General features: G+C 61.3%; 26 protein-coding genes. 25 read left to right on the forward strand and 1 reads right to left on the reverse strand.

Features of this window, described 5'->3' with window-relative positions:
* Positions 1-14: 14 nt before the first annotated feature.
* From ACZRKZ_RS03430 to phnP, 21 genes are all read left to right on the forward strand, one after another.
* Complete coding sequence (locus ACZRKZ_RS03430) at positions 15-770, forward strand: heme ABC transporter permease (RefSeq protein WP_463980707.1); 756 nt, start codon at positions 15-17, stop codon at positions 768-770.
* Positions 767-943 carry a heme exporter protein CcmD gene (ccmD, locus tag ACZRKZ_RS03435; protein WP_133099115.1) on the forward strand — a complete coding sequence of 59 codons (177 nt, stop codon included), beginning with the start codon at positions 767-769 and terminating at the stop codon, positions 941-943. Before ACZRKZ_RS03430 ends, ccmD begins: the two co-directional genes overlap by 4 nt.
* Positions 940-1,395 (forward strand): cytochrome c maturation protein CcmE, encoded by a 456-nt coding sequence (gene ccmE / locus ACZRKZ_RS03440; protein WP_149411409.1) that lies wholly within the window; start codon positions 940-942, stop codon positions 1,393-1,395. Before ccmD ends, ccmE begins: the two co-directional genes overlap by 4 nt.
* A 3-nt stretch (positions 1,396-1,398) precedes the next feature.
* On the forward strand, positions 1,399-3,387 hold the full coding sequence (locus ACZRKZ_RS03445; RefSeq protein ID WP_463969641.1) for a heme lyase CcmF/NrfE family subunit: 1,989 nt from the start codon (positions 1,399-1,401) through the stop codon (positions 3,385-3,387).
* Entirely contained in the window at positions 3,384-3,920 is a 537-nt protein-coding gene (locus ACZRKZ_RS03450) for a DsbE family thiol:disulfide interchange protein (protein WP_463969642.1), read from the forward strand. Before ACZRKZ_RS03445 ends, ACZRKZ_RS03450 begins: the two co-directional genes overlap by 4 nt.
* Positions 3,917-4,390 carry a cytochrome c-type biogenesis protein gene (locus ACZRKZ_RS03455; protein ID WP_463969643.1) on the forward strand — a complete coding sequence of 158 codons (474 nt, stop codon included), beginning with the start codon at positions 3,917-3,919 and terminating at the stop codon, positions 4,388-4,390. Before ACZRKZ_RS03450 ends, ACZRKZ_RS03455 begins: the two co-directional genes overlap by 4 nt.
* A complete protein-coding gene (gene ccmI / locus ACZRKZ_RS03460; protein ID WP_463980708.1) occupies positions 4,383-5,576 on the forward strand; it encodes a c-type cytochrome biogenesis protein CcmI in 1,194 nt (397 codons plus the stop codon). The genes ACZRKZ_RS03455 and ccmI overlap by 8 nt, the downstream gene beginning before the upstream one ends.
* 16 nt (positions 5,577-5,592) lie before the next feature.
* Positions 5,593-5,985: a hypothetical protein gene (locus tag ACZRKZ_RS03465; RefSeq protein WP_463980709.1), complete on the forward strand. Its 393-nt coding sequence runs from the start codon at positions 5,593-5,595 to the stop codon at positions 5,983-5,985.
* Between the two features lie 231 nt (positions 5,986-6,216).
* Positions 6,217-7,050: a phosphonate ABC transporter ATP-binding protein gene (gene phnC / locus ACZRKZ_RS03470; RefSeq protein ID WP_463969646.1), complete on the forward strand. Its 834-nt coding sequence runs from the start codon at positions 6,217-6,219 to the stop codon at positions 7,048-7,050.
* Positions 7,051-7,082: 32 nt separating this feature from the next.
* Positions 7,083-8,084, forward strand: coding sequence for a phosphonate ABC transporter substrate-binding protein (gene phnD / locus ACZRKZ_RS03475; protein ID WP_463969647.1), 1,002 nt, complete (start codon positions 7,083-7,085; stop codon positions 8,082-8,084).
* Between the two features lie 52 nt (positions 8,085-8,136).
* Positions 8,137-8,919: a phosphonate ABC transporter, permease protein PhnE gene (gene phnE, locus ACZRKZ_RS03480; protein WP_463969648.1), complete on the forward strand. Its 783-nt coding sequence runs from the start codon at positions 8,137-8,139 to the stop codon at positions 8,917-8,919.
* A gap of 35 nt (positions 8,920-8,954) precedes the next feature.
* Positions 8,955-9,659 (forward strand): phosphonate metabolism transcriptional regulator PhnF, encoded by a 705-nt coding sequence (gene phnF / locus ACZRKZ_RS03485; RefSeq protein WP_178114422.1) that lies wholly within the window; start codon positions 8,955-8,957, stop codon positions 9,657-9,659.
* 11 nt (positions 9,660-9,670) lie between these two features.
* Complete coding sequence (gene phnG, locus ACZRKZ_RS03490; RefSeq protein WP_463980710.1) at positions 9,671-10,108, forward strand: phosphonate C-P lyase system protein PhnG; 438 nt, start codon at positions 9,671-9,673, stop codon at positions 10,106-10,108.
* Positions 10,108-10,698 (forward strand): phosphonate C-P lyase system protein PhnH, encoded by a 591-nt coding sequence (phnH, locus tag ACZRKZ_RS03495; RefSeq protein WP_463980711.1) that lies wholly within the window; start codon positions 10,108-10,110, stop codon positions 10,696-10,698. Before phnG ends, phnH begins: the two co-directional genes overlap by 1 nt.
* A complete protein-coding gene (locus tag ACZRKZ_RS03500) occupies positions 10,698-11,774 on the forward strand; it encodes a carbon-phosphorus lyase complex subunit (RefSeq protein ID WP_463980712.1) in 1,077 nt (358 codons plus the stop codon). Before phnH ends, ACZRKZ_RS03500 begins: the two co-directional genes overlap by 1 nt.
* Entirely contained in the window at positions 11,767-12,633 is an 867-nt protein-coding gene (locus ACZRKZ_RS03505; RefSeq protein WP_463980713.1) for an alpha-D-ribose 1-methylphosphonate 5-phosphate C-P-lyase PhnJ, read from the forward strand. Before ACZRKZ_RS03500 ends, ACZRKZ_RS03505 begins: the two co-directional genes overlap by 8 nt.
* Complete coding sequence (gene phnK / locus ACZRKZ_RS03510; RefSeq protein WP_463969652.1) at positions 12,630-13,445, forward strand: phosphonate C-P lyase system protein PhnK; 816 nt, start codon at positions 12,630-12,632, stop codon at positions 13,443-13,445. The genes ACZRKZ_RS03505 and phnK overlap by 4 nt, the downstream gene beginning before the upstream one ends.
* On the forward strand, positions 13,445-14,164 hold the full coding sequence (gene phnL, locus ACZRKZ_RS03515) for a phosphonate C-P lyase system protein PhnL (protein WP_463980877.1): 720 nt from the start codon (positions 13,445-13,447) through the stop codon (positions 14,162-14,164). The genes phnK and phnL overlap by 1 nt, the downstream gene beginning before the upstream one ends.
* The gene (locus tag ACZRKZ_RS03520; protein ID WP_463980714.1) at positions 14,154-15,299 is read left to right on the forward strand and encodes an alpha-D-ribose 1-methylphosphonate 5-triphosphate diphosphatase; all 1,146 of its coding nucleotides are present in this window, start codon (positions 14,154-14,156) and stop codon (positions 15,297-15,299) included. The genes phnL and ACZRKZ_RS03520 overlap by 11 nt, the downstream gene beginning before the upstream one ends.
* Positions 15,299-15,862, forward strand: coding sequence for a phosphonate metabolism protein/1,5-bisphosphokinase (PRPP-forming) PhnN (phnN, locus tag ACZRKZ_RS03525; RefSeq protein ID WP_463980715.1), 564 nt, complete (start codon positions 15,299-15,301; stop codon positions 15,860-15,862). The genes ACZRKZ_RS03520 and phnN overlap by 1 nt, the downstream gene beginning before the upstream one ends.
* Positions 15,853-16,602 carry a phosphonate metabolism protein PhnP gene (gene phnP, locus ACZRKZ_RS03530; RefSeq protein WP_133099097.1) on the forward strand — a complete coding sequence of 250 codons (750 nt, stop codon included), beginning with the start codon at positions 15,853-15,855 and terminating at the stop codon, positions 16,600-16,602. Before phnN ends, phnP begins: the two co-directional genes overlap by 10 nt.
* Here phnP and ACZRKZ_RS03535 read toward each other — a convergent pair.
* Positions 16,599-17,291 (reverse strand): ArsR/SmtB family transcription factor, encoded by a 693-nt coding sequence (locus tag ACZRKZ_RS03535; protein ID WP_463980716.1) that lies wholly within the window; start codon positions 17,289-17,291, stop codon positions 16,599-16,601. The two genes, phnP and ACZRKZ_RS03535, sit on opposite strands and share 4 nt — an antisense overlap.
* A 74-nt stretch (positions 17,292-17,365) precedes the next feature.
* Between ACZRKZ_RS03535 and ACZRKZ_RS03540 the strand changes: the two genes are divergently transcribed.
* The 4 genes from ACZRKZ_RS03540 (at position 17,366) to ACZRKZ_RS03555 (ending at position 19,625) form a co-directional block, all read left to right on the forward strand.
* Positions 17,366-18,505, forward strand: a complete 1,140-nt coding sequence (locus ACZRKZ_RS03540; RefSeq protein ID WP_463980717.1) for a cytochrome P450 — start codon at positions 17,366-17,368, stop codon at positions 18,503-18,505.
* Positions 18,502-18,846 (forward strand): antibiotic biosynthesis monooxygenase family protein, encoded by a 345-nt coding sequence (locus tag ACZRKZ_RS03545; RefSeq protein ID WP_463980718.1) that lies wholly within the window; start codon positions 18,502-18,504, stop codon positions 18,844-18,846. Before ACZRKZ_RS03540 ends, ACZRKZ_RS03545 begins: the two co-directional genes overlap by 4 nt.
* 162 nt (positions 18,847-19,008) lie before the next feature.
* Entirely contained in the window at positions 19,009-19,197 is a 189-nt protein-coding gene (locus tag ACZRKZ_RS03550) for a type II toxin-antitoxin system HicA family toxin (RefSeq protein ID WP_463980719.1), read from the forward strand.
* 23 nt (positions 19,198-19,220) lie between these two features.
* A complete protein-coding gene (locus ACZRKZ_RS03555; protein WP_133099095.1) occupies positions 19,221-19,625 on the forward strand; it encodes a type II toxin-antitoxin system HicB family antitoxin in 405 nt (134 codons plus the stop codon).
* Positions 19,626-19,628: the final 3 nt, after the last annotated feature.

The raw sequence follows: 19,628 nt of genomic DNA on the forward strand, positions 1-19,628 counted from the left end.
TGATGGACACAGCAATGAACTGGATCTGGTTTCACAAGCTCGGCTCGCCCAAGTGGTTCTATGGCATCAGTGGCAAAATGCTGCCATGGCTCAGCGTCGCCGCCGTTTTGCTCATTGGCACCGGCCTGGTCTGGGGCCTGGCCTTCGCGCCGCCGGACTACCAGCAAGGCAACAGCTTTCGCATCATCTACATTCATGTTCCTGCCGCGATGCTGGCCCAGTCCTGCTATGTGATGCTAGCGGTGTGCGGTATCGTCGGCCTGGTGTGGAAGATGAAACTGGCCGACGTCGCCCTGCAATGCGCTGCGCCCATCGGCGCCTGGATGACCGCCGTGGCGCTAGTCACCGGAGCGATCTGGGGCAAACCGACCTGGGGCTCGTGGTGGGTGTGGGATGCTCGACTAACGTCCATGCTGATCCTGCTGTTTCTGTACTTCGGTCTTATTGCGCTGGGCAACGCCATCAGCAATCGTGACAGCGCCGCCAAGGCCTGCGCGGTGTTGGCGATTGTTGGCGTGATCAATATCCCGATCATCAAGTACTCGGTGGAGTGGTGGAACACCCTGCACCAGGGCGCCACCTTCACCCTTACCGAAAAGCCGGCGATGCCCGTGGAAATGTGGGCGCCTTTGCTGCTGATGCTGCTGGGTTTCTACTGCTTCTTCGGCGCCGTGCTGCTGATGCGCATGCGCCTGGAAGTGCTCAAGCGTGAACCCCGCGCCAGTTGGGTCAAGGCCCAAGTACAAAATAGCCTGGGAGCCCGTGGATGAGTTTCGCCTCTTTCAGTGAATTTCTCGCCATGGGCCATCACGGCCTGTATGTCTGGACGGCCTATGGCATCTGCCTGGCGGTGCTGGCCCTCAACGTCGTCGCGCCGATCCTGGCCCGCAAGCGTTACCTGCAACAAGAGGCGCGTCGTCTGCGCCGGGAGACCGATAAGTGAAACCGCTGCGTAGAAAGCGTCTTTTGATCATCCTTGCCATTCTGGTAGGCGTCGGCGCTGCCGTCGGCCTGGCCCTGAGTGCCTTGCAGCAGAATATCAATCTGTTCTACACCCCGACCCAGATTGCCAACGGCGAAGCGCCGCAGGACACCCGCATCCGCGCCGGTGGCATGGTCGAGGCCGGCTCCCTGAAACGTACTGGCGACTCCCTGGACGTCCAGTTCGTGGTCACCGACTTCAATAAGTCCGTAACCATCACCTACCGCGGCATCCTCCCGGACCTGTTCCGCGAAGGCCAGGGCATCGTTGCCCTGGGCAAGCTCAACGCCGACGGCGTGGTGGTGGCCGATGAAGTGCTGGCTAAGCACGATGAAAAGTACATGCCGCCGGAAGTGACCAAAGCGTTGAAAGACAGCGGTCAATCGGCCCCAACCCCTGCCAAGGAGGGCTAAGCGATGACGTCAGCACTTTATATTCCAGAGCTGGGCCAACTGGCGATGATCCTCGCCCTGTGCTTCGCCGTGGTCCAGGCTATCGTCCCGTTGCTGGGCGCCTGGCGCGGTGATCGCCTGTGGATGAGCCTGGCCCAGCCAGCCGCTTGGGGCCAGTTCGCCTTTCTCGCCTTTGCCTTTGGCTGCCTGACCTACGCGTTCATGACTGACGACTTTTCTGTCGCCTACGTCGCCAGTAACTCCAACACCGCCTTGCCCTGGTACTACAAGTTCAGCGCTGTATGGGGTGCCCACGAAGGCTCTCTGCTTCTGTGGGCACTGATCCTCGGCGGCTGGACCTTTGCCGTGTCGATATTCTCCCGGCAGTTGCCCCAAGTGATGCTGGCCCGGGTGCTGGCGGTGATGGGCATGATCAGCATCGGCTTCCTGCTGTTTTTGATCATGACCTCCAACCCGTTCACGCGGCTCCTGCCGCAAATTCCGACGAACGGGAACGACCTCAACCCGCTGTTGCAAGACATCGGTCTGATCGTCCACCCGCCGATGCTCTACATGGGTTATGTCGGTTTCTCCGTGGCCTTCGCCTTCGCCATTGCCGCACTCTTGGGCGGGCGTCTCGATGCAGCCTGGGCGCGCTGGTCGCGGCCATGGACCATCGTCGCCTGGGCCTTCCTCGGCATCGGCATTACGTTGGGCTCCTGGTGGGCCTACTACGAACTCGGCTGGGGCGGCTGGTGGTTCTGGGACCCGGTGGAAAACGCGTCCTTCATGCCCTGGCTGGTGGGTACGGCGCTGATTCACTCGTTGGCCGTCACTGAAAAACGTGGCGTGTTCAAGAGCTGGACCGTGTTGCTGGCCATCGCCGCGTTCTCCCTGAGCTTGCTGGGAACTTTCCTGGTGCGTTCCGGTGTGCTGACCTCCGTCCACGCTTTCGCATCCGACCCCGAGCGCGGCGTGTTCATCCTGATCTTCCTGCTGTTCGTGGTCGGCGGCTCATTGACCCTGTTTGCCTTGCGCGCGCCGGTGGTCAAGAGCCACGTCGGCTTCAACCTCTGGTCGCGGGAAACCCTATTGCTAGGCAACAACCTGGTGCTGGTGGTAGCAGCATCGATGATCCTGCTGGGCACCCTGTACCCGCTGGTGCTCGATGCCCTGACCGGCGCCAAGCTGTCCGTCGGCCCGCCGTACTTCAACGCGTTGTTCATCCCATTGATGGGCCTGCTGATGGTGGTGATGGCGGTCGGCATGCTGGTGCGCTGGAAAGACACCCCAGTGAAATGGCTGGTGGGCATGTTGACCCCGGTGCTGCTGGGCAGCGCCGCGCTGGCAGTGGTGGCCGGGATTGCCTACGGCGACTTCAACTGGGCGGTACTGGCGACCTTCATGCTCGCCGCATGGGTATTGCTGGCCGGCGTACGCGACATTTTCGACAAGACCCGCCACAAAGGCCTGATCAAAGGCTTGCCAAGCTTGACCCGCAGCTACTGGGGCATGCAGGTCGCACACATCGGCATCGCCGTTTGCGCCCTGGGCGTGGTGTTGTCCAGCCAGAACAGTGCCGAGCGTGACCTGCGCCTGGCGCCGGGCGAATCCATGGACCTGGGTGGTTACCAGTTTGTCTTCGAGGGTGCCAAGCACTTCGAAGGGCCAAACTTCACTTCCGACAAGGGCACCGTGCGCGTAATTCGCAACGGCAAGGAAATTTCGGTACTGCACCCGGAAAAACGTTTGTACACCGTGCAAAATTCGGTGATGACCGAGGCAGGGATCGACGCCGGATTCACCCGTGACCTCTACGTCGCCCTGGGCGAGCCGTTGGGCGATGGCGCCTGGGCCGTGCGGGTCCACGTCAAACCGTTCGTGCGCTGGATCTGGTTCGGCGCCCTGCTCACCGGGTTCGGTGGCTTGCTGGCAGCGATGGACCGGCGTTACCGAGTCAAGGTCAAGAGCCAGGTGCGTGAAGCTCTTGGTATGCAGGGAGCCGCAGTATGAAGCGTTGGTTGATGGTGTTGCCGCTGGCGGTGTTCCTGCTGGTGGCGGTGTTCCTGTATCGCGGGCTGTATCTGGACCCGACCGAGTTGCCTTCGGCGATGATCGGCAAGCCGTTCCCGGCGTTCTCGTTGCCTACGGTGCAGGGTGACAAAACCCTGACCCAGGCCGACCTGGTCGGCAAGCCTGCGCTGGTCAATGTCTGGGCCACCTGGTGCATTTCCTGTCGTGTCGAGCACCCGGTGCTGAACAAACTGGCCGAGCAGGGCGTGGTGATCTACGGCGTCAACTACAAGGATGACAACGCGGCGGCCTTGAAGTGGTTGGCAGAGTTCCACAATCCGTACCAGATGGATATACGCGACGAAGATGGCAATCTCGGCTTGAACCTCGGTGTCTACGGTGCCCCGGAAACCTTCTTCATCGACGCCAAGGGTGTGATCCGCGACAAGTTCGTCGGCGTGATCGACGAAGTGGTCTGGCGCGAACAGCTGGCCGCCAAATACCAGGCGCTGGTGGATGAGGCCAAGCCATGAAGCGTTGGTTAGCCGCTGCTGTATTGGGCTTGAGCATGGCCGGCGTGGCCCACGCCGCCATCGATACCTACGAATTTGCCAAGGACGGCGACCGCGAGCGCTTTCGCGAACTGACCAAGGAACTGCGCTGCCCCAAGTGCCAGAACCAGGACATCGCCGACTCCAACGCGCCAATCGCTGCCGACCTGCGCAAAGAGATCTTCCGCATGCTCGGCGAGGGCAAGGACAATCAGCAGATCATCGACTTCATGGTCGACCGCTACGGTGAGTTCGTGCGCTACAGACCGGCCCTCACCGGCAAGACCGCGCTGCTCTGGTTCGGCCCTGCCGGGCTGTTGCTGGGCGGGCTGGTGATCATTGTCGTGATCATCCGCCGCCGTCGCGCCGCCCCGGCCGAAGGGTCGGACACGCTTTCCGTCGATGAGCGTCAACGCCTCGACCAACTGCTGGACAAAAAAACTGATGATTGATTTCTGGCTCGCAGCAGGTCTGTTGCTTTTGGTTGCCTTGAGCTTCCTGTTGATCCCGGTTTTGCGCGGCCGCCGTGCCCAGCGTGAAGAGGACCGCACTGCGCTGAACGTGGCGCTCTACCAGGAACGCGTGGCGGAACTGCAAACCCAGCAGGACGAAGGTGTGCTCAATGCGGCGCAACTGGATACCGGTCGCGCTGAAGCTGCCCGTGAGTTGCTGGCGGATACCGAGGGCGTTGAAAAGCCTCGGGAATCGCGTCTGGGCAAGCCGTTGCCGTTGTTGGCCGCTTTTCTCGTGCCGGTGTTGGGCGTTGCGCTGTACTTGCATTACGGCGCCAGCGACAAGGTCGAACTGACCCGCGAATTTTCCCAGCCACCGGTGTCCATGGAAGACATGATCCAGCGCCTGGAGCGGGCTGCCGAAGCGCAGCCGGATTCGCCGGAAGGCTTGTACTTCCTCGGCCGCGCCTACATGGCCCAGGACCGTTCGGCAGATGCCGCGAAAGTCTTCGAACGTACCGTCGCATTGGCGGGCCGTCAGCCGGAACTGCTGGGGCAATGGGCTCAGGCGCAGTACTTTGCCGACAACAAACAATGGTCGCCCAAGATTCAGGCCTTGACCGATGAAGCGTTGAAGCTGGATCCGAAGGAAGTCACCAGCCTCGGCCTGCTCGGTATTGCCGCCTTTGAAGGCCAGCGTTATCAGGAGGCGATGGATTACTGGAACCGCCTGCTGGCCCTACTGCCACCGCAAGACAACTCCCGTGCGGCGCTGCAAGGTGGGATTGATCGCGCGGCAGAGAAGTTGAAAGAGGGCGGCGGGGCCGTGGCACCGGTCAAGGTTGGCGCGGTGCTCAAGGTTCGCGTCGATCTATCTGCTGATGTGAAGGCCAAGGCCTTGCCGGGCGACAGCGTGTTCATCTTCGCCCGCGCCGTTAAAGGTCCGCCTGCGCCATTGGCGGCCAAGCGTGTCACCGTGGCCGACCTGCCGATCACCGTCGAACTGGGCGACGCCGACGCGATGATGCCGCAGTTGAAACTGTCCAACTTTCCCGAAGTCCAACTGGTTGCGCGCATCTCCCGGGCCGGTCAACCGACTGCCGGCGAATGGATCGGCCGCAGCCAACCCTTGGCCAGCAGCACCACGGCGACGCAGCAGCTGACCATCGACCGTCCGGATAAGTAATTTCGAGGAAACGCCCATGACCGCCATCGCTCGTATCACCCTGCTCAGCCTGGTTCTGGGGTTGAGCGCTTGCGCGGTTCATCGGCCTCCCGCGCCCACCGGCCCGACCATCCCGCCGTCGGGGCCGTCGACCCAGCCGGGCACCAAACCTTCCGGGCCAGTAATTGCACCGCCCAAGGCGCCGCCGAGCAAGTCGGCCACCTTCGCCCCGCCGCCGGGAGCAGCCAGCCATTGGGACGGGAAGATGCAGGTGTATGTGCTGGAAGAGCAGTCAGATACGTTCTACCGCCAGCGCACCTACTACCGCTGGAGCAACGGCTGGAGCCGCTCTATCAGCCCGAACGGGCCTTGGGAAGAGACCGATATCCACGGCGTACCGCCGGGGTTGAGCAAGCAATACGCACAATGAAAAAAGGCGACCTTCGGGTCGCCTTTTTCATTACTGGCTGGAGTGCAACCTGATGATGGGCAAGCCCCCTCGCCACAGGTTGCTGGCTCCCCATCCCAACCTTTCATCAAACCTTAACCAAACCGTTTCATCCCCGTCATGTGCAAGTCATAGGCCTGACACACCCCGCGCTTATTGTCGTTTGAACTCAAATACAGCCACGGACGGCTGTTCAACCAGACAGAGAAGCCCATGACTACAGCTATCCATGTCGATCATCTGAACAAGACCTTTGCGAAGAAGTCCGCATTGGTCGACCTCGAACTCACCATCGCATCCGGTGAGATGGTCGCGCTGATTGGCGCTTCCGGTTCCGGCAAGTCCACGTTGCTGCGCCACCTCGCGGGCCTGGCCTGTTGCGACAAGAGCAACGGCGGCAGCGTCAAGGTACTGGGCCGGGAAGTGCAGGCCAGCGGGCGGTTGAATGGCAAGGTGCGGCGGTTGCGGGCTGATATCGGCTATATCTTCCAGCAGTTCAACCTGGTCAACCGCCTGAGCGTGCTGGACAACGTGCTGCTAGGTTGCCTGGGCCGCATGCCGCGCTGGCGAGGCAACCTCGGCTTGTTCAATACCGAGGAAAAACAGTTCGCCATGGAATCCCTGGCCCGCGTCGGCCTTGCTGATCTGGCCGCTCAGCGCGCCTCCACCCTGTCCGGCGGCCAGCAGCAGCGTGTGGCGATTGCCCGTGCATTGACCCAGCGTGCCGAAGTGATCCTCGCCGACGAACCCATCGCCTCTCTCGACCCGGAGTCAGCGCGCAAGGTCATGGAGATTCTCGCCGATATCAACCGCCGCGACGGCAAGACGGTGGTGGTGACCCTGCATCAAGTCGATTACGCCATGCGTTATTGCCCGCGAGCCGTGGCGCTCAAGGGCGGGCGGATTCATTTCGATGGGCAAGCCTCGCAGATGAGCAGCCAGTTCCTCAATGATTTGTACGGTGCCGACGTCGACACCAGCCTGATGTTTTCCGACCAGTCCCGCCGCACCGAGATCACCCCTCGGCTGGCGCTGGCGCGCGCTTGAAACCCCATCCACGACCCACAGGAATCCCTTCCATGTTGAACCGCATCGGCCACGTGTTTCTGTCCGCCGTCTTGTTGGCAAGTGTCGCGATGGGCAATGCCCAGGCGGCCGACAAAGCCATCAACTTCGGCATCATGTCCACTGAGTCTTCGCAAAACCTCAAGAGCATCTGGCAGCCGTTTCTGGATGACATGCACAAGAAGACCGGCCTGACCATCAACGCCACATTCGCCTCCGACTACGCCGGCCTGATCCAGGGCATGCGCTTCAACAAGGTCGACGTCGCCTGGCTGGGCAACAAGGCCGCCATGGAAGCGGTGGACCGCTCCAACGGCGAGATCTTCGCCCAGACCGCCGCTGCCGATGGTGCCGCCGGTTACTGGAGTGTGCTGATCGTGCGCAAGGACAGCCCGATCAACTCTGTGGAAGACATGCTCAAGAATGCGAAGAACCTGACCTTCGGCAACGGTGATCCGAACTCCACCTCGGGCTATCTGGTGCCGGGCTACTACGTGTTCGCCAAGAACCACGTCGACGCCGCTACTGCCTTCAAACGCACCCTCAACTCCAGCCATGAGGTCAACGCCTTGAGCGTTGCCAAGGGGCAGTTGGACGTTGCCACCTTCAACACCGAGAGCTGGGGCCGCCTGGAAGCAACCCAGCCGGACAAGGCCGCGCTGCTCAAGGTGATCTGGAAGTCGCCGCTGATCCCTGCCGACCCGCTGGTGTGGAGCAAGGCGTTGACCGACAGCGAGAAAACCAAGATCCGCGACTTCATCTTCAACTACGGCGACACCGATGAAGAGAAGGTCGTGCTGAAGAACATGCAACTGGGCAAGTTCCTTGCTTCCAGCGATGACCAACTGTTGCCGATCCGCCAGCTGGAACTGTTCAAACAGCGCACGACCATCACCGCCGATGCCAAGCTGGATGCCGCCGACAAGGCCAAGAAACTCGCCGATATCGACGCCGACCTCGCCAAGTTGCAGCAGCGCATTACCGAGTTGGACAAGAAGACCGCAGCCAACGGCTGATCCCCTGGCGCGGCGCAAAAAAAAGCGCCGCGCCGCCTTCTGAGAGAGACCCATGACCACTCTGCACGCTGAAGCTGTCGGCAAGCGCACCTGGCCCCAGTACCTCGGTTGGGGCTTGTTCCTGATCGTGCTGGCCTGGGCCTGGAACGGCGCCGAAATGAACCCGCTGGCGCTGTACCGCGATTCCGGAAACATGGCGACCTTCGCCGCCGACTTCTTCCCGCCGGACTTCCATGAATGGCGCTCCTACCTCAAGGAGATGATCGTCACCGTGCAAATTGCCCTCTGGGGCACGGTGCTGGCGATTGTCTGCTCGGTGCCGCTGGGCATTCTCTGCGCCGACAACATCACGCCATGGTGGATTCACCAACCGCTACGCCGGGTGATGGACGCCTTCCGCTCGATCAATGAAATGGTCTTCGCCATGTTGTTTGTGGTGGCGGTCGGCCTCGGTCCTTTTGCCGGTGTTCTGGCCTTGTGGATCAGCACCACTGGCGTCCTCGCCAAGCTGTTTGCCGAAGCCGTCGAAGCCATCGACCCAGGCCCGGTGGAAGGCGTTCGGGCTACCGGTGCCAGTGCCTTGCAAGAGGTGATCTACGGCGTGATCCCGCAAGTGATGCCGCTGTGGGTGTCCTACGCGCTCTACCGCTTTGAAGCCAACGTGCGCTCGGCGACGGTGGTGGGGATGGTCGGTGCTGGCGGGATCGGCGTGATCCTCTGGGAGAATATCCGCGCCTTCCAGTTCGTGCAGACCTGCGCGGTGCTGCTGGTGATCATCGTGGTGGTGAGCATGATCGATGTCCTTTCCCAGCGCCTGCGCAAGCGGTTCATCTGACCCGGAGGGGTGCCCTTGGGCGCTTTTTTTTAATCATGCAGTTGTCTAGACAAGATGAACCGGTGTACCGCGAACTCGCAGACATCCTGCGCCGCGAGCTGAGTGACTACCTGGCCGGCGACTTCCTGCCCGCCGAGGTGCAGTTGGCCGAACGCTTCGGCGTCAACCGTCACACCCTGCGCCGCGCCATTGATGAACTGGTGTTCGAAGGCAGCCTGTTGCGCCGCCAAGGCAAAGGCACCCAGGTGCTGGAGCGGCCGCTGATTTACCCGATGGGCGCCGACACCGCTTACAGCCAGTCACTGTCGGCCCAAGGCTTGGGCGTGGAAGCGGTGCTGCTCAAGCGTCGCTATTGCTTCGCCAGTCGCGAAGAAGCCGAGCATCTGGGCATCGCCGAGATGGCGCCGATGATCGAGTTGCAAACCCTGCGCAAGCTTGATCACCAGCCCGTCAGCCTGATCCGCCATCGCTACTGCGCCAGCCGCGCACCGCTGCTGGCGGACTACGTCGGCGGCTCCCTGCGCCATTACTTGCGTGAACGCGACCTGCCGCTGACCCGCACCCTGAGTCTGATCGGTGCCCGTTTGCCCAGCCGCGACGAAGCCGCGCTGCTGATGATGCCTCGGCATTTACCCGCGCTGAGTGTGTTCACCCTTTCCCGCGATCGCGACGGCCACCCGGTGGAGCTTGCGCAGTCCACCAGCCGTTCGGATCGCTTCCAGTACCAGGTAGTGACCTGATGGAGACCCAGATGAACCCGTCCAAGCGACAATACTGGATCGGCGTGCTCGCCCGCGCCCGCCTCTGTGAACTGCAACCTCACGAAGACGCCTTGCGTGATGTGGACTACCAACTGATTCGCGCTCCCGAAGTCGGCATGACCCTGGTGCGTGGCCGCATGGGTGGCAATGGCGCGCCGTTCAACGTCGGCGAAATGAGCGTGACCCGCTGCGTGGTGCGCCTGGCCGATGGCCGTACCGGCTACAGCTATCTGGCGGGGCGCGACAAGGTCCACGCCGAGTTGGCGGCCCTGGCCGACGCGCATTTGCAGGGTGCGCAGCCGAGCCTTTGGCTCAGTGAGTTGATCACTTCTTTAGCCAATGCCCAGGCCACACGTCGGGCGCAGAAAGAGGCAGAAACCGCTGCCACCAAGGTGGAGTTCTTCACCCTGGTCCGAGGAGAAAACTGATGAATGCCCAACTGTTGCAACCGGCGTTTGTTGATCCTGTGTTGGATGCCCAGCGGGGTTTTCGTGGGGCTCTCAAGGCCCTGGCCGAACCGGGCACGATCCAGGCCTTATCCACCGCACCGAGCCTCGACGGCCTGGCGCCCGCTACTTACGCCTTGTGCCTGGCTTTATTGGATGTGGACACGCCGCTGTGGCTGGCGCCGTCCTTCGACACGCCGCTGATTCGCGCCAACCTGGCGTTCCATTGCGGTTGCCCGCTGACTGCGCGCCGGGAAGAAGCATCGTTTGCCTTGCTTGATGCCCAGGACCTGCTGGACCTGAGCGGTTTCGATCACGGTAATGATCGCTACCCCGATCAGTCCTGCACGCTGCTGGTCCAGTTGCCCGAACTGGAGGCCGGTCGCCCGCTGAATTGGCGCGGTCCGGGGATCAAGAGCCAGCGCCGGGTCAGCCTGCCGCTGCCCCACGGCTTCTGGCTGGAACGCCAGCGTCGCGAGGCCTTCCCCCGTGGCCTGGACGTGCTGTTCGCCGCCGGTCACCACCTGATCGGCCTGCCCCGCAGCACCCGAATCGCAGAGGAGCTTGCCTGATGTACGTAGCCGTCAAAGGTGGCGAACAGGCCATCGACAATGCCCACCGCCTGCTGGCGAAAAAACGCCGGGGCGATACCACTATTACCGAACTTGGCGTCGAGCAGATCCGCCAGCAACTGCCCCTGGCTGTGGCTCGGGTGATGAGCGAAGGCTCACTGTACGACGAAGAACTGGCCGCGCTGGCGATCAAGCAAGCGGCGGGGGATCTGGTGGAAGCGATCTTCCTGCTGCGGGCCTACCGCACCACGTTGCCACGCTTCAGTCCGAGCCTGGCGATTGATACCTCGGCAATGCAACTCAGTCGGCGCTTGTCGGCGACGTTCAAGGATGTGCCCGGCGGCCAATTATTGGGTCCCACGTTTGACTACACCCATCGTCTGCTGGATTTCGCATTGCTGGCCGAAGGTGAGTATCCGGGGCCGCAGACCACTCCCGGCGCGAGCCTGGAACCTTGCCCGCGAGTGCTGGGATTGTTGGCGAAAGAAGGCCTGATCAAAAACGAGTCCGACAACGAAGACACCGTCGCCGACATCACCCGCGACCCACTGGAATACCCGGCCAATCGCGCCCAACGCCTGCAGGCCCTGGCCCGTGGCGACGAAGGTTTTCTGCTGGCCCTGGGTTACTCGACCCAACGCGGTTACGGCCGTAATCACCCATTTGCCGGGGAAATTCGCATCGGCGACGTCGAGGTGTGGATCGAGCCCGAAGAGCTGGGTTTTGCCATCTGCCTGGGCAGCATTGAAGTGACCGAGTGCGAGATGGTCAACCAGTTCGTTGGCTCTGCCACGGAGCTGGCGCAGTTCACCCGCGGCTACGGTTTGGCTTTCGGTCACGCCGAGCGCAAGGCCATGGGCATGGCGCTGGTGGACCGCTCGTTGCGGGCTGAGGAGTTCAACGAAGAAATCGTCTCACCGGCGCAGCGCGAAGAGTTTGTCCTGGCTCACTGCGACAACGTCGAGGCCGCAGGTTTTGTCTCGCACCTCAAATTGCCTCACTACGTGGACTTCCAGTCCGAGCTGGAGCTGATCCGCAAACTGCGCCAACCGGCTGAGGGCACCCGCCATGAATGACCTGACCCAGACACCCGTGCGTGACCCGGCGTACAACTTCGCCTACCTCGACGAACAGACTAAACGCATGATCCGCCGTGCCTTGCTCAAGGCCGTGGCGATCCCCGGTTACCAGGTGCCATTCGGCGGGCGCGAGATGCCGTTGCCTTATGGCTGGGGCACCGGCGGCATGCAATTGACCGCCGCAATTTTGGGTGCTGACGACGTGCTTAAGGTCATCGACCAAGGCGCCGATGACACCACCAACGCGGTCTCCATTCGTCGCTTTTTCGCCCGCACCGCTGGCGTCGCCACCACCGAAAGTACGCCGGACGCGACGGTGATACAGACCCGCCACCGCATCCCGGAAACCCCGTTGCAGGCCGACCAGATCATGGTTTATCAGGTGCCGATTCCGGAGCCGCTGCGCTTTATCGAACCCTCGGAAACCGAGACCCGCACCATGCACGCCCTCAACGATTACGGAGTGATGCACGTAAAACTCTACGAGGACATCGCCACCTTTGGCCATATCGCCACCAGCTACGCCTACCCGGTGATGGTCGACGAACGCTACGTGATGGACCCGTCTCCGATCCCCAAATTCGACAACCCGAAACTCGACATGAGCCCGGCGCTGATGCTGTTTGGTGCTGGCCGGGAAAAGCGTTTGTACGCGGTGCCGCCGTACACCCAAGTCACCAGCCTCGACTTTGAGGATCACCCGTTCGAAGTGCAGAAGTGGGAGCAGTGCTGCGCCATTTGCGGCAGCCGCGATTCCTTCCTCGACGAGCTGATTCTTGACGACGCCGGTACCCAGAGCTTTGTCTGTTCCGACACCTGGTACTGCGCCCAACGGGTCAAGGAGAGCAACCAATGAATCAGCCCATGATGAAACCACAACCTGTCGAACCACTGTTGCAAGTGCGCGATTTGTCGCTGCTGTATGGCCCGGAAAAGGGCTGCCAGGGTGTGAGCTTCGACCTGTACCCCGGCGAAGTGCTGGGGATTGTCGGCGAGTCCGGCTCGGGCAAATCCACCTTGCTCTCGCTGCTCAGCGGGCGCTTGCCGCCGCAGGCCGGGAGCATTGCCTATCGCTTAAAAGAGAGCCGCGGCAAGGGTGGCGAATGGCTCGACTTGTACAGCGCCAGTGAAGCTGAGCGGCGCACTTTGCTGCGTACCGAATGGGGCTTCGTCGAACAAAATCCACGGGATGGCCTGCGCATGGGCGTCTCGGCTGGTGCCAACATCGGCGAGCGTCTGATGGCCCAAGGTGTGCGCAATTACCAGCAACTGCGGGGCGCCGGGCTCGATTGGCTAAGCCAGGTTGAAATCGACCCGCTGCGCATCGACGATTTGCCCCGGACATTCTCCGGCGGTATGCAACAACGCCTGCAAATCGCCCGCAACCTCGTTTCGAGCCCGCGCCTGGTGTTTATGGACGAACCCACCGGCGGCCTCGACGTTTCTGTACAGGCGCGCTTGCTCGACTTGTTGCGTGGCCTGGTGCGCGAGCTGGACCTGGCGGTGGTGATTGTCACCCACGACCTGGCGGTGGCGCGCCTGCTGGCTGACCGCTTGATGGTGATGCGCCGCTCACGGGTGGTGGAAACCGGGCTGACGGACCAGATCCTTGATGATCCGCAGCACCCTTACTCTCAACTGCTGGTGTCTTCGGTACTGCAGCCATGATGAACGCCTTGATCGAGGTCCGTGACCTCTCGAAAACCTTCACTTTGCACCAGCAAAATGGCGTGGTCCTCAACGTGCTGCGCGGGGTGAATTTCAGCGTAAAGGGCGGCGAATGCCTGGTGCTGCACGGCCAGTCCGGAGCCGGTAAAAGCACCTTGCTGCGCACCTTGTACGGCAACTACCTGCCGGCTGGCGGCAGCATCCGTGTGCAGCATGCCGGTGCGTGGCTGGAGCTGGTGGGCGCCGCACCTCGGGACATTCTCCAGGTGCGCCAGCAGACCCTCGGCTACGTCAGCCAGTTCTTGCGGGTGATCCCTCGGGTGGCGTGCCTGGATGTGGTGATGGAGCCAGCCCTGGCCCGTGGCTGGTCCAAGTCGTTGGCGCGCTCGCGTGCCGAGTTGTTGCTCACTCGCCTGAACATCCCCGAGCGCCTGTGGCAGTTGGCCCCGGGCACCTTCTCCGGTGGCGAGCAGCAGCGGGTCAACATCGCTCGCGGCTTCATGGTGGAGTGGCCAGTGATGCTGCTGGACGAACCCACCGCGTCCCTGGACGACAGCAATCGCCAGGTGGTGCTGGAACTGATGAACGAAGCCAAGGCTGGCGGCGCTGCGCTGATCGGCATCTTTCATGACCGCGCCGCCCGTGAAGCAGTGGCCGACCATCATTTCGACATGACCCCCACCGCCGTCGCTGAAGAGGAATACGCCCATGCTCGCTGAACAGATCCTCAGCAATGCCCGCTTGGTCACCGCTGACCGGGTGCTTCTCGGCTCCCTGGTGCTGCGTGACGGGGTGATCGTCGACATCGCTGAAGGCCGCAGCCAGTTGCCTCAGGCCCAGGATTTGAATGGCGATTTCCTGCTGCCGGGGCTGGTGGAGTTGCACACCGATAACCTGGAAAAACACATGACCCCGCGCCCCGGCGTGGATTGGCCATCCACCTCGGCGGTGCTTAGCCACGACGCACAGATCATCGCCGCCGGCATCACCACGGTGTTCGACGCGGTGTCCATCGGCGACGTCAATCCCAAGGGCAACCGCATGCAGAAACTGCCGGCGATGCTCGATGCCATTGCCTCGGCTGAAAGCGCCGGCCTGACCCGCGCCGAACACCGACTGCACCTGCGCTGCGAACTGTGCCATCCCGATACGTTGAGTGTGTTCCGCGACCTGGTGGAAAACCCGCTGGTGCAACTGGTGTCGGTGATGGACCACTCGCCGGGCCAGCGCCAGTTCGTGCTGCAATCCAAGTACCGTGAGTACTACATGGGCAAGTACCATTTGAACGACGAGACGATGGACGCCTTCATCATCCTGCAAATGACCAACTCACGGGAGTACAGCGACCGCTACCGCGCCGCCATCGTCGAGCATTGCCTGGCTCGCGGCCTGTCGGTGGCTAGCCATGACGACGCCACGCTGGCCCATGTCGAGGAATCGGCACGCTACGGCATGACCATCGCTGAATTCCCCACCACCCTGGAAGCGGCTCGTGGCTGCCAGCAAGTGGGCATGAAGGTGCTGATGGGCGCACCGAACATCGTGCGCGGCGGTTCCCACTCGGGTAATGTGGCCGCCGCTGGCCTGGCCGCCGAGGGATTGCTGGATATACTTTCCAGTGACTACTACCCGGCCAGTCTGCTGCAAGCGGCCTTTGCACTGGCCGCGCTGGACAACGACTGCGATCTGCCCCAGGCGGTCAAGATGATCAGCCTGGCGCCTGCACAAGCAGCGGGCTTGAGCGATCGCGGCGAAATTGCCATTGGCCTGCGGGCAGACCTGGTGCAAGCCAGGACGCAAGACGGGCTGCCAGTGGTCCAACAAGTCTGGCGACAAGCGAAGAGGGTGTTTTGATGGCGGGCAGGTTGATCTATCTCATCGGACCATCGGGTTCGGGCAAGGACAGCCTGCTGGATGCCGCGCGAACGCGGTTGGCCGAACGCGGCTGCCGCATCGTGCGCCGCGTCATCACCCGTTCGGCAGAAGCCGTGGGTGAAGCCGCCCAAGGCGTCAGCCCTGAACAGTTCACTGCCCTTGAAGCCGAGGGCGCGTTTGCCCTCAGTTGGCACGCCAACGGATTGTCTTACGGCATCCCACGGGAGATCGACGATTGGCTGACGGCGGGGGAGGACGTGCTGGTCAACGGCTCTCGTGCTCATCTGGCGCAAACCCGGCGACATTATCCGACGCTGCTGGTGGTGTTGCTGACGGTTGATCAAGCGGTGTTGCGCCAGCGTTTGCTGGCGCGGGCGCGCGAATCCCTGGCCGACATTGACGATCGACTGGCGCGCAATGCCCGATTCAGTGAGGGCTTGATTGCTGCACCGGGAGTGTTCCTGCTCGACAACTCCGGCCAGTTGGATCTCACGGTCGAGCGCCTGCTGGGCTGCCTCGACGGACAGCCCACATGCGCCTGACCCTGCTGGGCACCGGCGACGCCCGCCAAGTCCCGGTCTATGGCTGCGAATGCGCCGCTTGCGGTCTTGCCCGCAGCGATGAAAACCTGCGTCGCCGGCCGTGCAGCGCGCTGATCGAATGCGGTGACCAGCGTTGGCTGATCGACAGCGGTTTGCCCGACCTCACCGAACGCTTCCCGCCACGCAGCTTCAACGGGATTTTCCAGACGCACTACCATGCCGATCACGCCCAAGGCCTGCTGCACCTGCGCTGGGGCCAGGGGCTGGTGATTCCGGTGCATGGGCCGATGGATTCGCAAGGCCTGTCCGATCTCTACAAACACCCCGGCATCCTCGATTTCAGCCAGCCGTTTGCCGAGTTCGAAACCCGCCAGTTTGGTGAGCTGACCGTCACCGCGTTGCCGCTGCAACACTCCAAACCGACCCTTGGTTATCTGCTTGAAGGGGAAGGCCGCCGCATCGCCTATCTGACCGACACTGTTGGCTTGCCACCCGCCACTAGCGCCTGGCTACAGCGTGCGCCCCTGGATGTGCTGGTGCTCGACTGCTCCATGCCGCCGCAACCCCTGGCGCCGCGTAATCACAATGATCTGACGCTGGCGTTGCAGTGCATTGATGAAGTGGGCGCGCAACTGGGGGTATTGACCCATGTGGGGCATACCCTGGATGCCTGGCTGTTGCAGCATCGAAGTGAGTTGCCGCGCCACGTGACGGTCGGATGGGATGGACGGGTGGTTTAGCCGCACGCCTCAATTCCAAACCTGCCGGCCAACTCTTTTCGCCCCTTGAGTGTCAATCCAAGAGCCCGGCTATCAAGGTCCTGTGTCACCCATTTACGGCTGATGACGCTTTGCAGGAAAGCGGCCCCCAGCGCTCCAGCCAGATGAGGGCGGCGCATGCTCCAGTCCAGGCACGAGCACGCGAAACGACGCCGCTGCGCCTGAAGTATTTCTACATCAACACCTAACTCGGTCATCGCTTTTTCGCCGCCGGGAGTGAGTTGATAGATGCCGTCGCCAATCAGCCAGCCGGAGTCGATGAAGTGGTCATGCAGGCGCACCGCCAAGGTCCCCGCCATGTGGTCGTAGCACGTGCGTGCGAACTGCAATCTATTGGGCGTTGTTGAGACGAACGGTCTTGAGGTGTTTTTGCTGATCACCATCAGGGCTTCAATCGCCTGGGCCACATGAGGGCCGGCCAGGCTGTAGTAACGATGCCGCCCCTGGGTATGCAGCTTGACCAGGCCATCTTCTTTGAGCCTTGCCAAGTGTGCACTGGCGGTGGATGCACTCACGTCGGCAATGACCGCCATTTCGGTACTGGTACGGGCGTGACCGTCCATCAGCGAGCAGAGCATTTTCGTCCTGGCAGGTTCGGCAATCGCGCCTGCTACTTGAGATATCGCGGAGTCATCGTCGTGGGCATTCATATTTCGTTCCTGAACGAATCGTTGCCGTGAGAGGTGGCTGATAGTACCGGTTCTTTATGAACAGGACGTCCTGAATGACACCACTAGAAGCTGCTACTCATGCTGACCCCTATGGTTATTACTCACGCCTGAGGCTCAACAACGAACTGCTGTTCGATGCCGGCCTTGGTTTGTGGGTAGCCAGCAGTGCCAAGGCGGTCGAGGCCATTCTGGAGCATTCCGACTGTCGGGTGCGTCCACTGCGGCAGCCAGTTCCTCCCGCTATTGCGCAAGGCGCGGCAGGGTATGTATTCGCTCGGTTGATGCGCATGAATGAGGGAGCAAGCCATCGTTGCCCCCGAGCGGTGATCGAACCTGCGTTGGCCTCTGTGAGTCTCGCGGATGCCGTTGCACGAGTCGTCGGTCCCGTCGATAACCTGAACACGTTCATGTTCACGTTACCCGTGTCTGTGATTGCGCTTTTGCTGGGATTTCCACCCGCTCAGTTACAAGAAGTCGTCGAGTTGACATGTGACTTTGTGGCTTGCCTGTCGCCGCTGAGCAGCGAGGTTCAATTGCATGACGCCAATGCCGCAGCGACTGGGCTAAGGCAGAGGTTCAGTGCGTTGCTGGAGGAAACAGAGACGCACAGCGGTTTGCTGACTCACATCTGCCGCGACTACGAAGCCAGTGCCTGGGGAGACCATGAGGCATTGATCGCCAATCTGATCGGCTTGCTGTCACAGACTTGCGAAGCCACCGCAGGCCTTATTGGCAATACTCTGGTTACGCTCCATCGGCGACCTGATCTATTTGAAGAACTTCAGCGCACACCGACCCTCGCGGTCGCGCTGGTGGAGGAGGTGGCACGCTATGATTCTCCGGTGCAAAACACCCGGCGATTTGTTGCGAGGCGCTGCACGATTGGCTCCAGTGTTCTGGAGGCGGGAGATACCGTTCTATTGTTGCTGGCATCTGCTAACCGAGACCCCGGTGCGAACCCGGAACCCGATAGCTTTTTACTCGAACGAGCACAACGACGAACCTTCAGTTTTGGCTCAGGAAAACATCAGTGCCCAGGCCAAAAAGTCGCATTAACCATTGCCTCGCAGACCCTCCTGGAATTACTGCATCGTCAACCGACCTTACTGGCCCGTCCTTGTCAGTTTAGTTATTGGCCTTCTCTTAACGGCCGTATCCCTCGCTTCCACGATGCTCAGGAGCGCGCGCAATGATCGCCGTTATTTTTGAAGCCTGGCCTCACGAAGAGCAGTACGACCGCTATTTGGATATGGCGGCCGAACTGAAGCCACTGCTGGTGGAAATCGAGGGTTTCATTTCCATAGAGCGTTTCCAAAGCCTGAGTGAGCCAGGGAAAGTGCTATCGCTTTCCTTTTGGCGTGACGAGGAGGCCATCCAGCAATGGCGCAGTGTTGAGTTGCACCGTACTGCCCAAGTTGCAGGGCGCAAGCGAATTTTTGATGACTATCACCTGCGCATTGCCCACGTGGTGCGAGATTACAGCCTTGAAGACCGTGCTCAGGCGCCGACGGATAGCCGCAGGACTCATGGGTGAAAACGTGTGAGTTCTAAACCAGTAATCCCTCCACATACTCGACAAACGCCAGCACCATTTTAACAATCAGTAAAACAGCCGCCAGTCGGTCTGATGATTTCTGTGCTTGAGTAAAGGTAACTCTAGGGTTATTTTTATTCGGCCGGGAGCAAGGAGACTGTGGTGCAAAGCAGGCTATTGATAAAGGAGTTGCAAGAGGCAGGCTGGGTGCTGGATCGGGTCACGGGCAGTCATCATATTTTCACCCACCGCTATAGCCCGTACACGATACCGGTACCCCATCCCAAGAAGGATCTTCCCTTGGGTACCGTCAGGAGTATCAGGAAGCGTGCCGGGCTGTTTTCGTTTTAGGTCGGTTTTTCAGGAGGTTTTTCATGCAATACCCAATCTGTATCGAATGGGGCGACGATCATATCGCTACCGGTATTCAGATCCCCGATATCCCAGGTGCGGTAACGGCCGGGGACAGTTTTGAAGAGGCTTACAACGCGGCAATTGAAGTGGCGCACATCATGCTGCAAGAGATCGCCGCAGAAGGCCGGGCCATTCCCATGCCGACGTCGGTTGCCGCGCACCACAGCAATGAGGAATACGCTGGGATGGGCTGGGGGATGCTGGAGTTGGATATCACGCCTTATCTGGGCAAGACCGAAAAGGTCAACGTGACCTTGCCCGGTTATGTCATTCAGCGCATTGACCGGTATGTGCGTGAGCATAAGGTCAAAAGCCGCTCGTCATTTCTGGCGGATGCGGCGTTGGAGAAGTTGGTTCGGTTGTAAGGG

Source organism: Pseudomonas sp. c313, assembly GCF_055407145.1.

Coding starts and splice junctions, on each gene's coding strand:
- phnH (WP_463980711.1), top strand. CDS start 10,108: ATGAATGCCCAACTGTTGCAACCGGCGTTTGTTGATCCTGTGTTGGAT.
- ACZRKZ_RS03455 (WP_463969643.1), top strand. CDS start 3,917: ATGAAGCGTTGGTTAGCCGCTGCTGTATTGGGCTTGAGCATGGCCGGC.
- phnE (WP_463969648.1), top strand. CDS start 8,137: ATGACCACTCTGCACGCTGAAGCTGTCGGCAAGCGCACCTGGCCCCAG.
- phnC (WP_463969646.1), top strand. CDS start 6,217: ATGACTACAGCTATCCATGTCGATCATCTGAACAAGACCTTTGCGAAG.
- phnN (WP_463980715.1), top strand. CDS start 15,299: ATGGCGGGCAGGTTGATCTATCTCATCGGACCATCGGGTTCGGGCAAG.
- ACZRKZ_RS03520 (WP_463980714.1), top strand. CDS start 14,154: ATGCTCGCTGAACAGATCCTCAGCAATGCCCGCTTGGTCACCGCTGAC.
- ACZRKZ_RS03540 (WP_463980717.1), top strand. CDS start 17,366: ATGACACCACTAGAAGCTGCTACTCATGCTGACCCCTATGGTTATTAC.
- ccmI (WP_463980708.1), top strand. CDS start 4,383: ATGATTGATTTCTGGCTCGCAGCAGGTCTGTTGCTTTTGGTTGCCTTG.
- phnD (WP_463969647.1), top strand. CDS start 7,083: ATGTTGAACCGCATCGGCCACGTGTTTCTGTCCGCCGTCTTGTTGGCA.
- phnF (WP_178114422.1), top strand. CDS start 8,955: ATGCAGTTGTCTAGACAAGATGAACCGGTGTACCGCGAACTCGCAGAC.
- ACZRKZ_RS03430 (WP_463980707.1), top strand. CDS start 15: ATGAACTGGATCTGGTTTCACAAGCTCGGCTCGCCCAAGTGGTTCTAT.
- ACZRKZ_RS03535 (WP_463980716.1), bottom strand. CDS start 17,291: ATGAATGCCCACGACGATGACTCCGCGATATCTCAAGTAGCAGGCGCG.
- ACZRKZ_RS03545 (WP_463980718.1), top strand. CDS start 18,502: ATGATCGCCGTTATTTTTGAAGCCTGGCCTCACGAAGAGCAGTACGAC.
- ACZRKZ_RS03500 (WP_463980712.1), top strand. CDS start 10,698: ATGTACGTAGCCGTCAAAGGTGGCGAACAGGCCATCGACAATGCCCAC.
- ACZRKZ_RS03445 (WP_463969641.1), top strand. CDS start 1,399: ATGACGTCAGCACTTTATATTCCAGAGCTGGGCCAACTGGCGATGATC.
- phnP (WP_133099097.1), top strand. CDS start 15,853: ATGCGCCTGACCCTGCTGGGCACCGGCGACGCCCGCCAAGTCCCGGTC.
- ACZRKZ_RS03465 (WP_463980709.1), top strand. CDS start 5,593: ATGACCGCCATCGCTCGTATCACCCTGCTCAGCCTGGTTCTGGGGTTG.
- ACZRKZ_RS03555 (WP_133099095.1), top strand. CDS start 19,221: ATGCAATACCCAATCTGTATCGAATGGGGCGACGATCATATCGCTACC.
- ACZRKZ_RS03505 (WP_463980713.1), top strand. CDS start 11,767: ATGAATGACCTGACCCAGACACCCGTGCGTGACCCGGCGTACAACTTC.
- phnG (WP_463980710.1), top strand. CDS start 9,671: ATGAACCCGTCCAAGCGACAATACTGGATCGGCGTGCTCGCCCGCGCC.
- phnK (WP_463969652.1), top strand. CDS start 12,630: ATGAATCAGCCCATGATGAAACCACAACCTGTCGAACCACTGTTGCAA.
- ACZRKZ_RS03450 (WP_463969642.1), top strand. CDS start 3,384: ATGAAGCGTTGGTTGATGGTGTTGCCGCTGGCGGTGTTCCTGCTGGTG.
- ccmD (WP_133099115.1), top strand. CDS start 767: ATGAGTTTCGCCTCTTTCAGTGAATTTCTCGCCATGGGCCATCACGGC.
- phnL (WP_463980877.1), top strand. CDS start 13,445: ATGAACGCCTTGATCGAGGTCCGTGACCTCTCGAAAACCTTCACTTTG.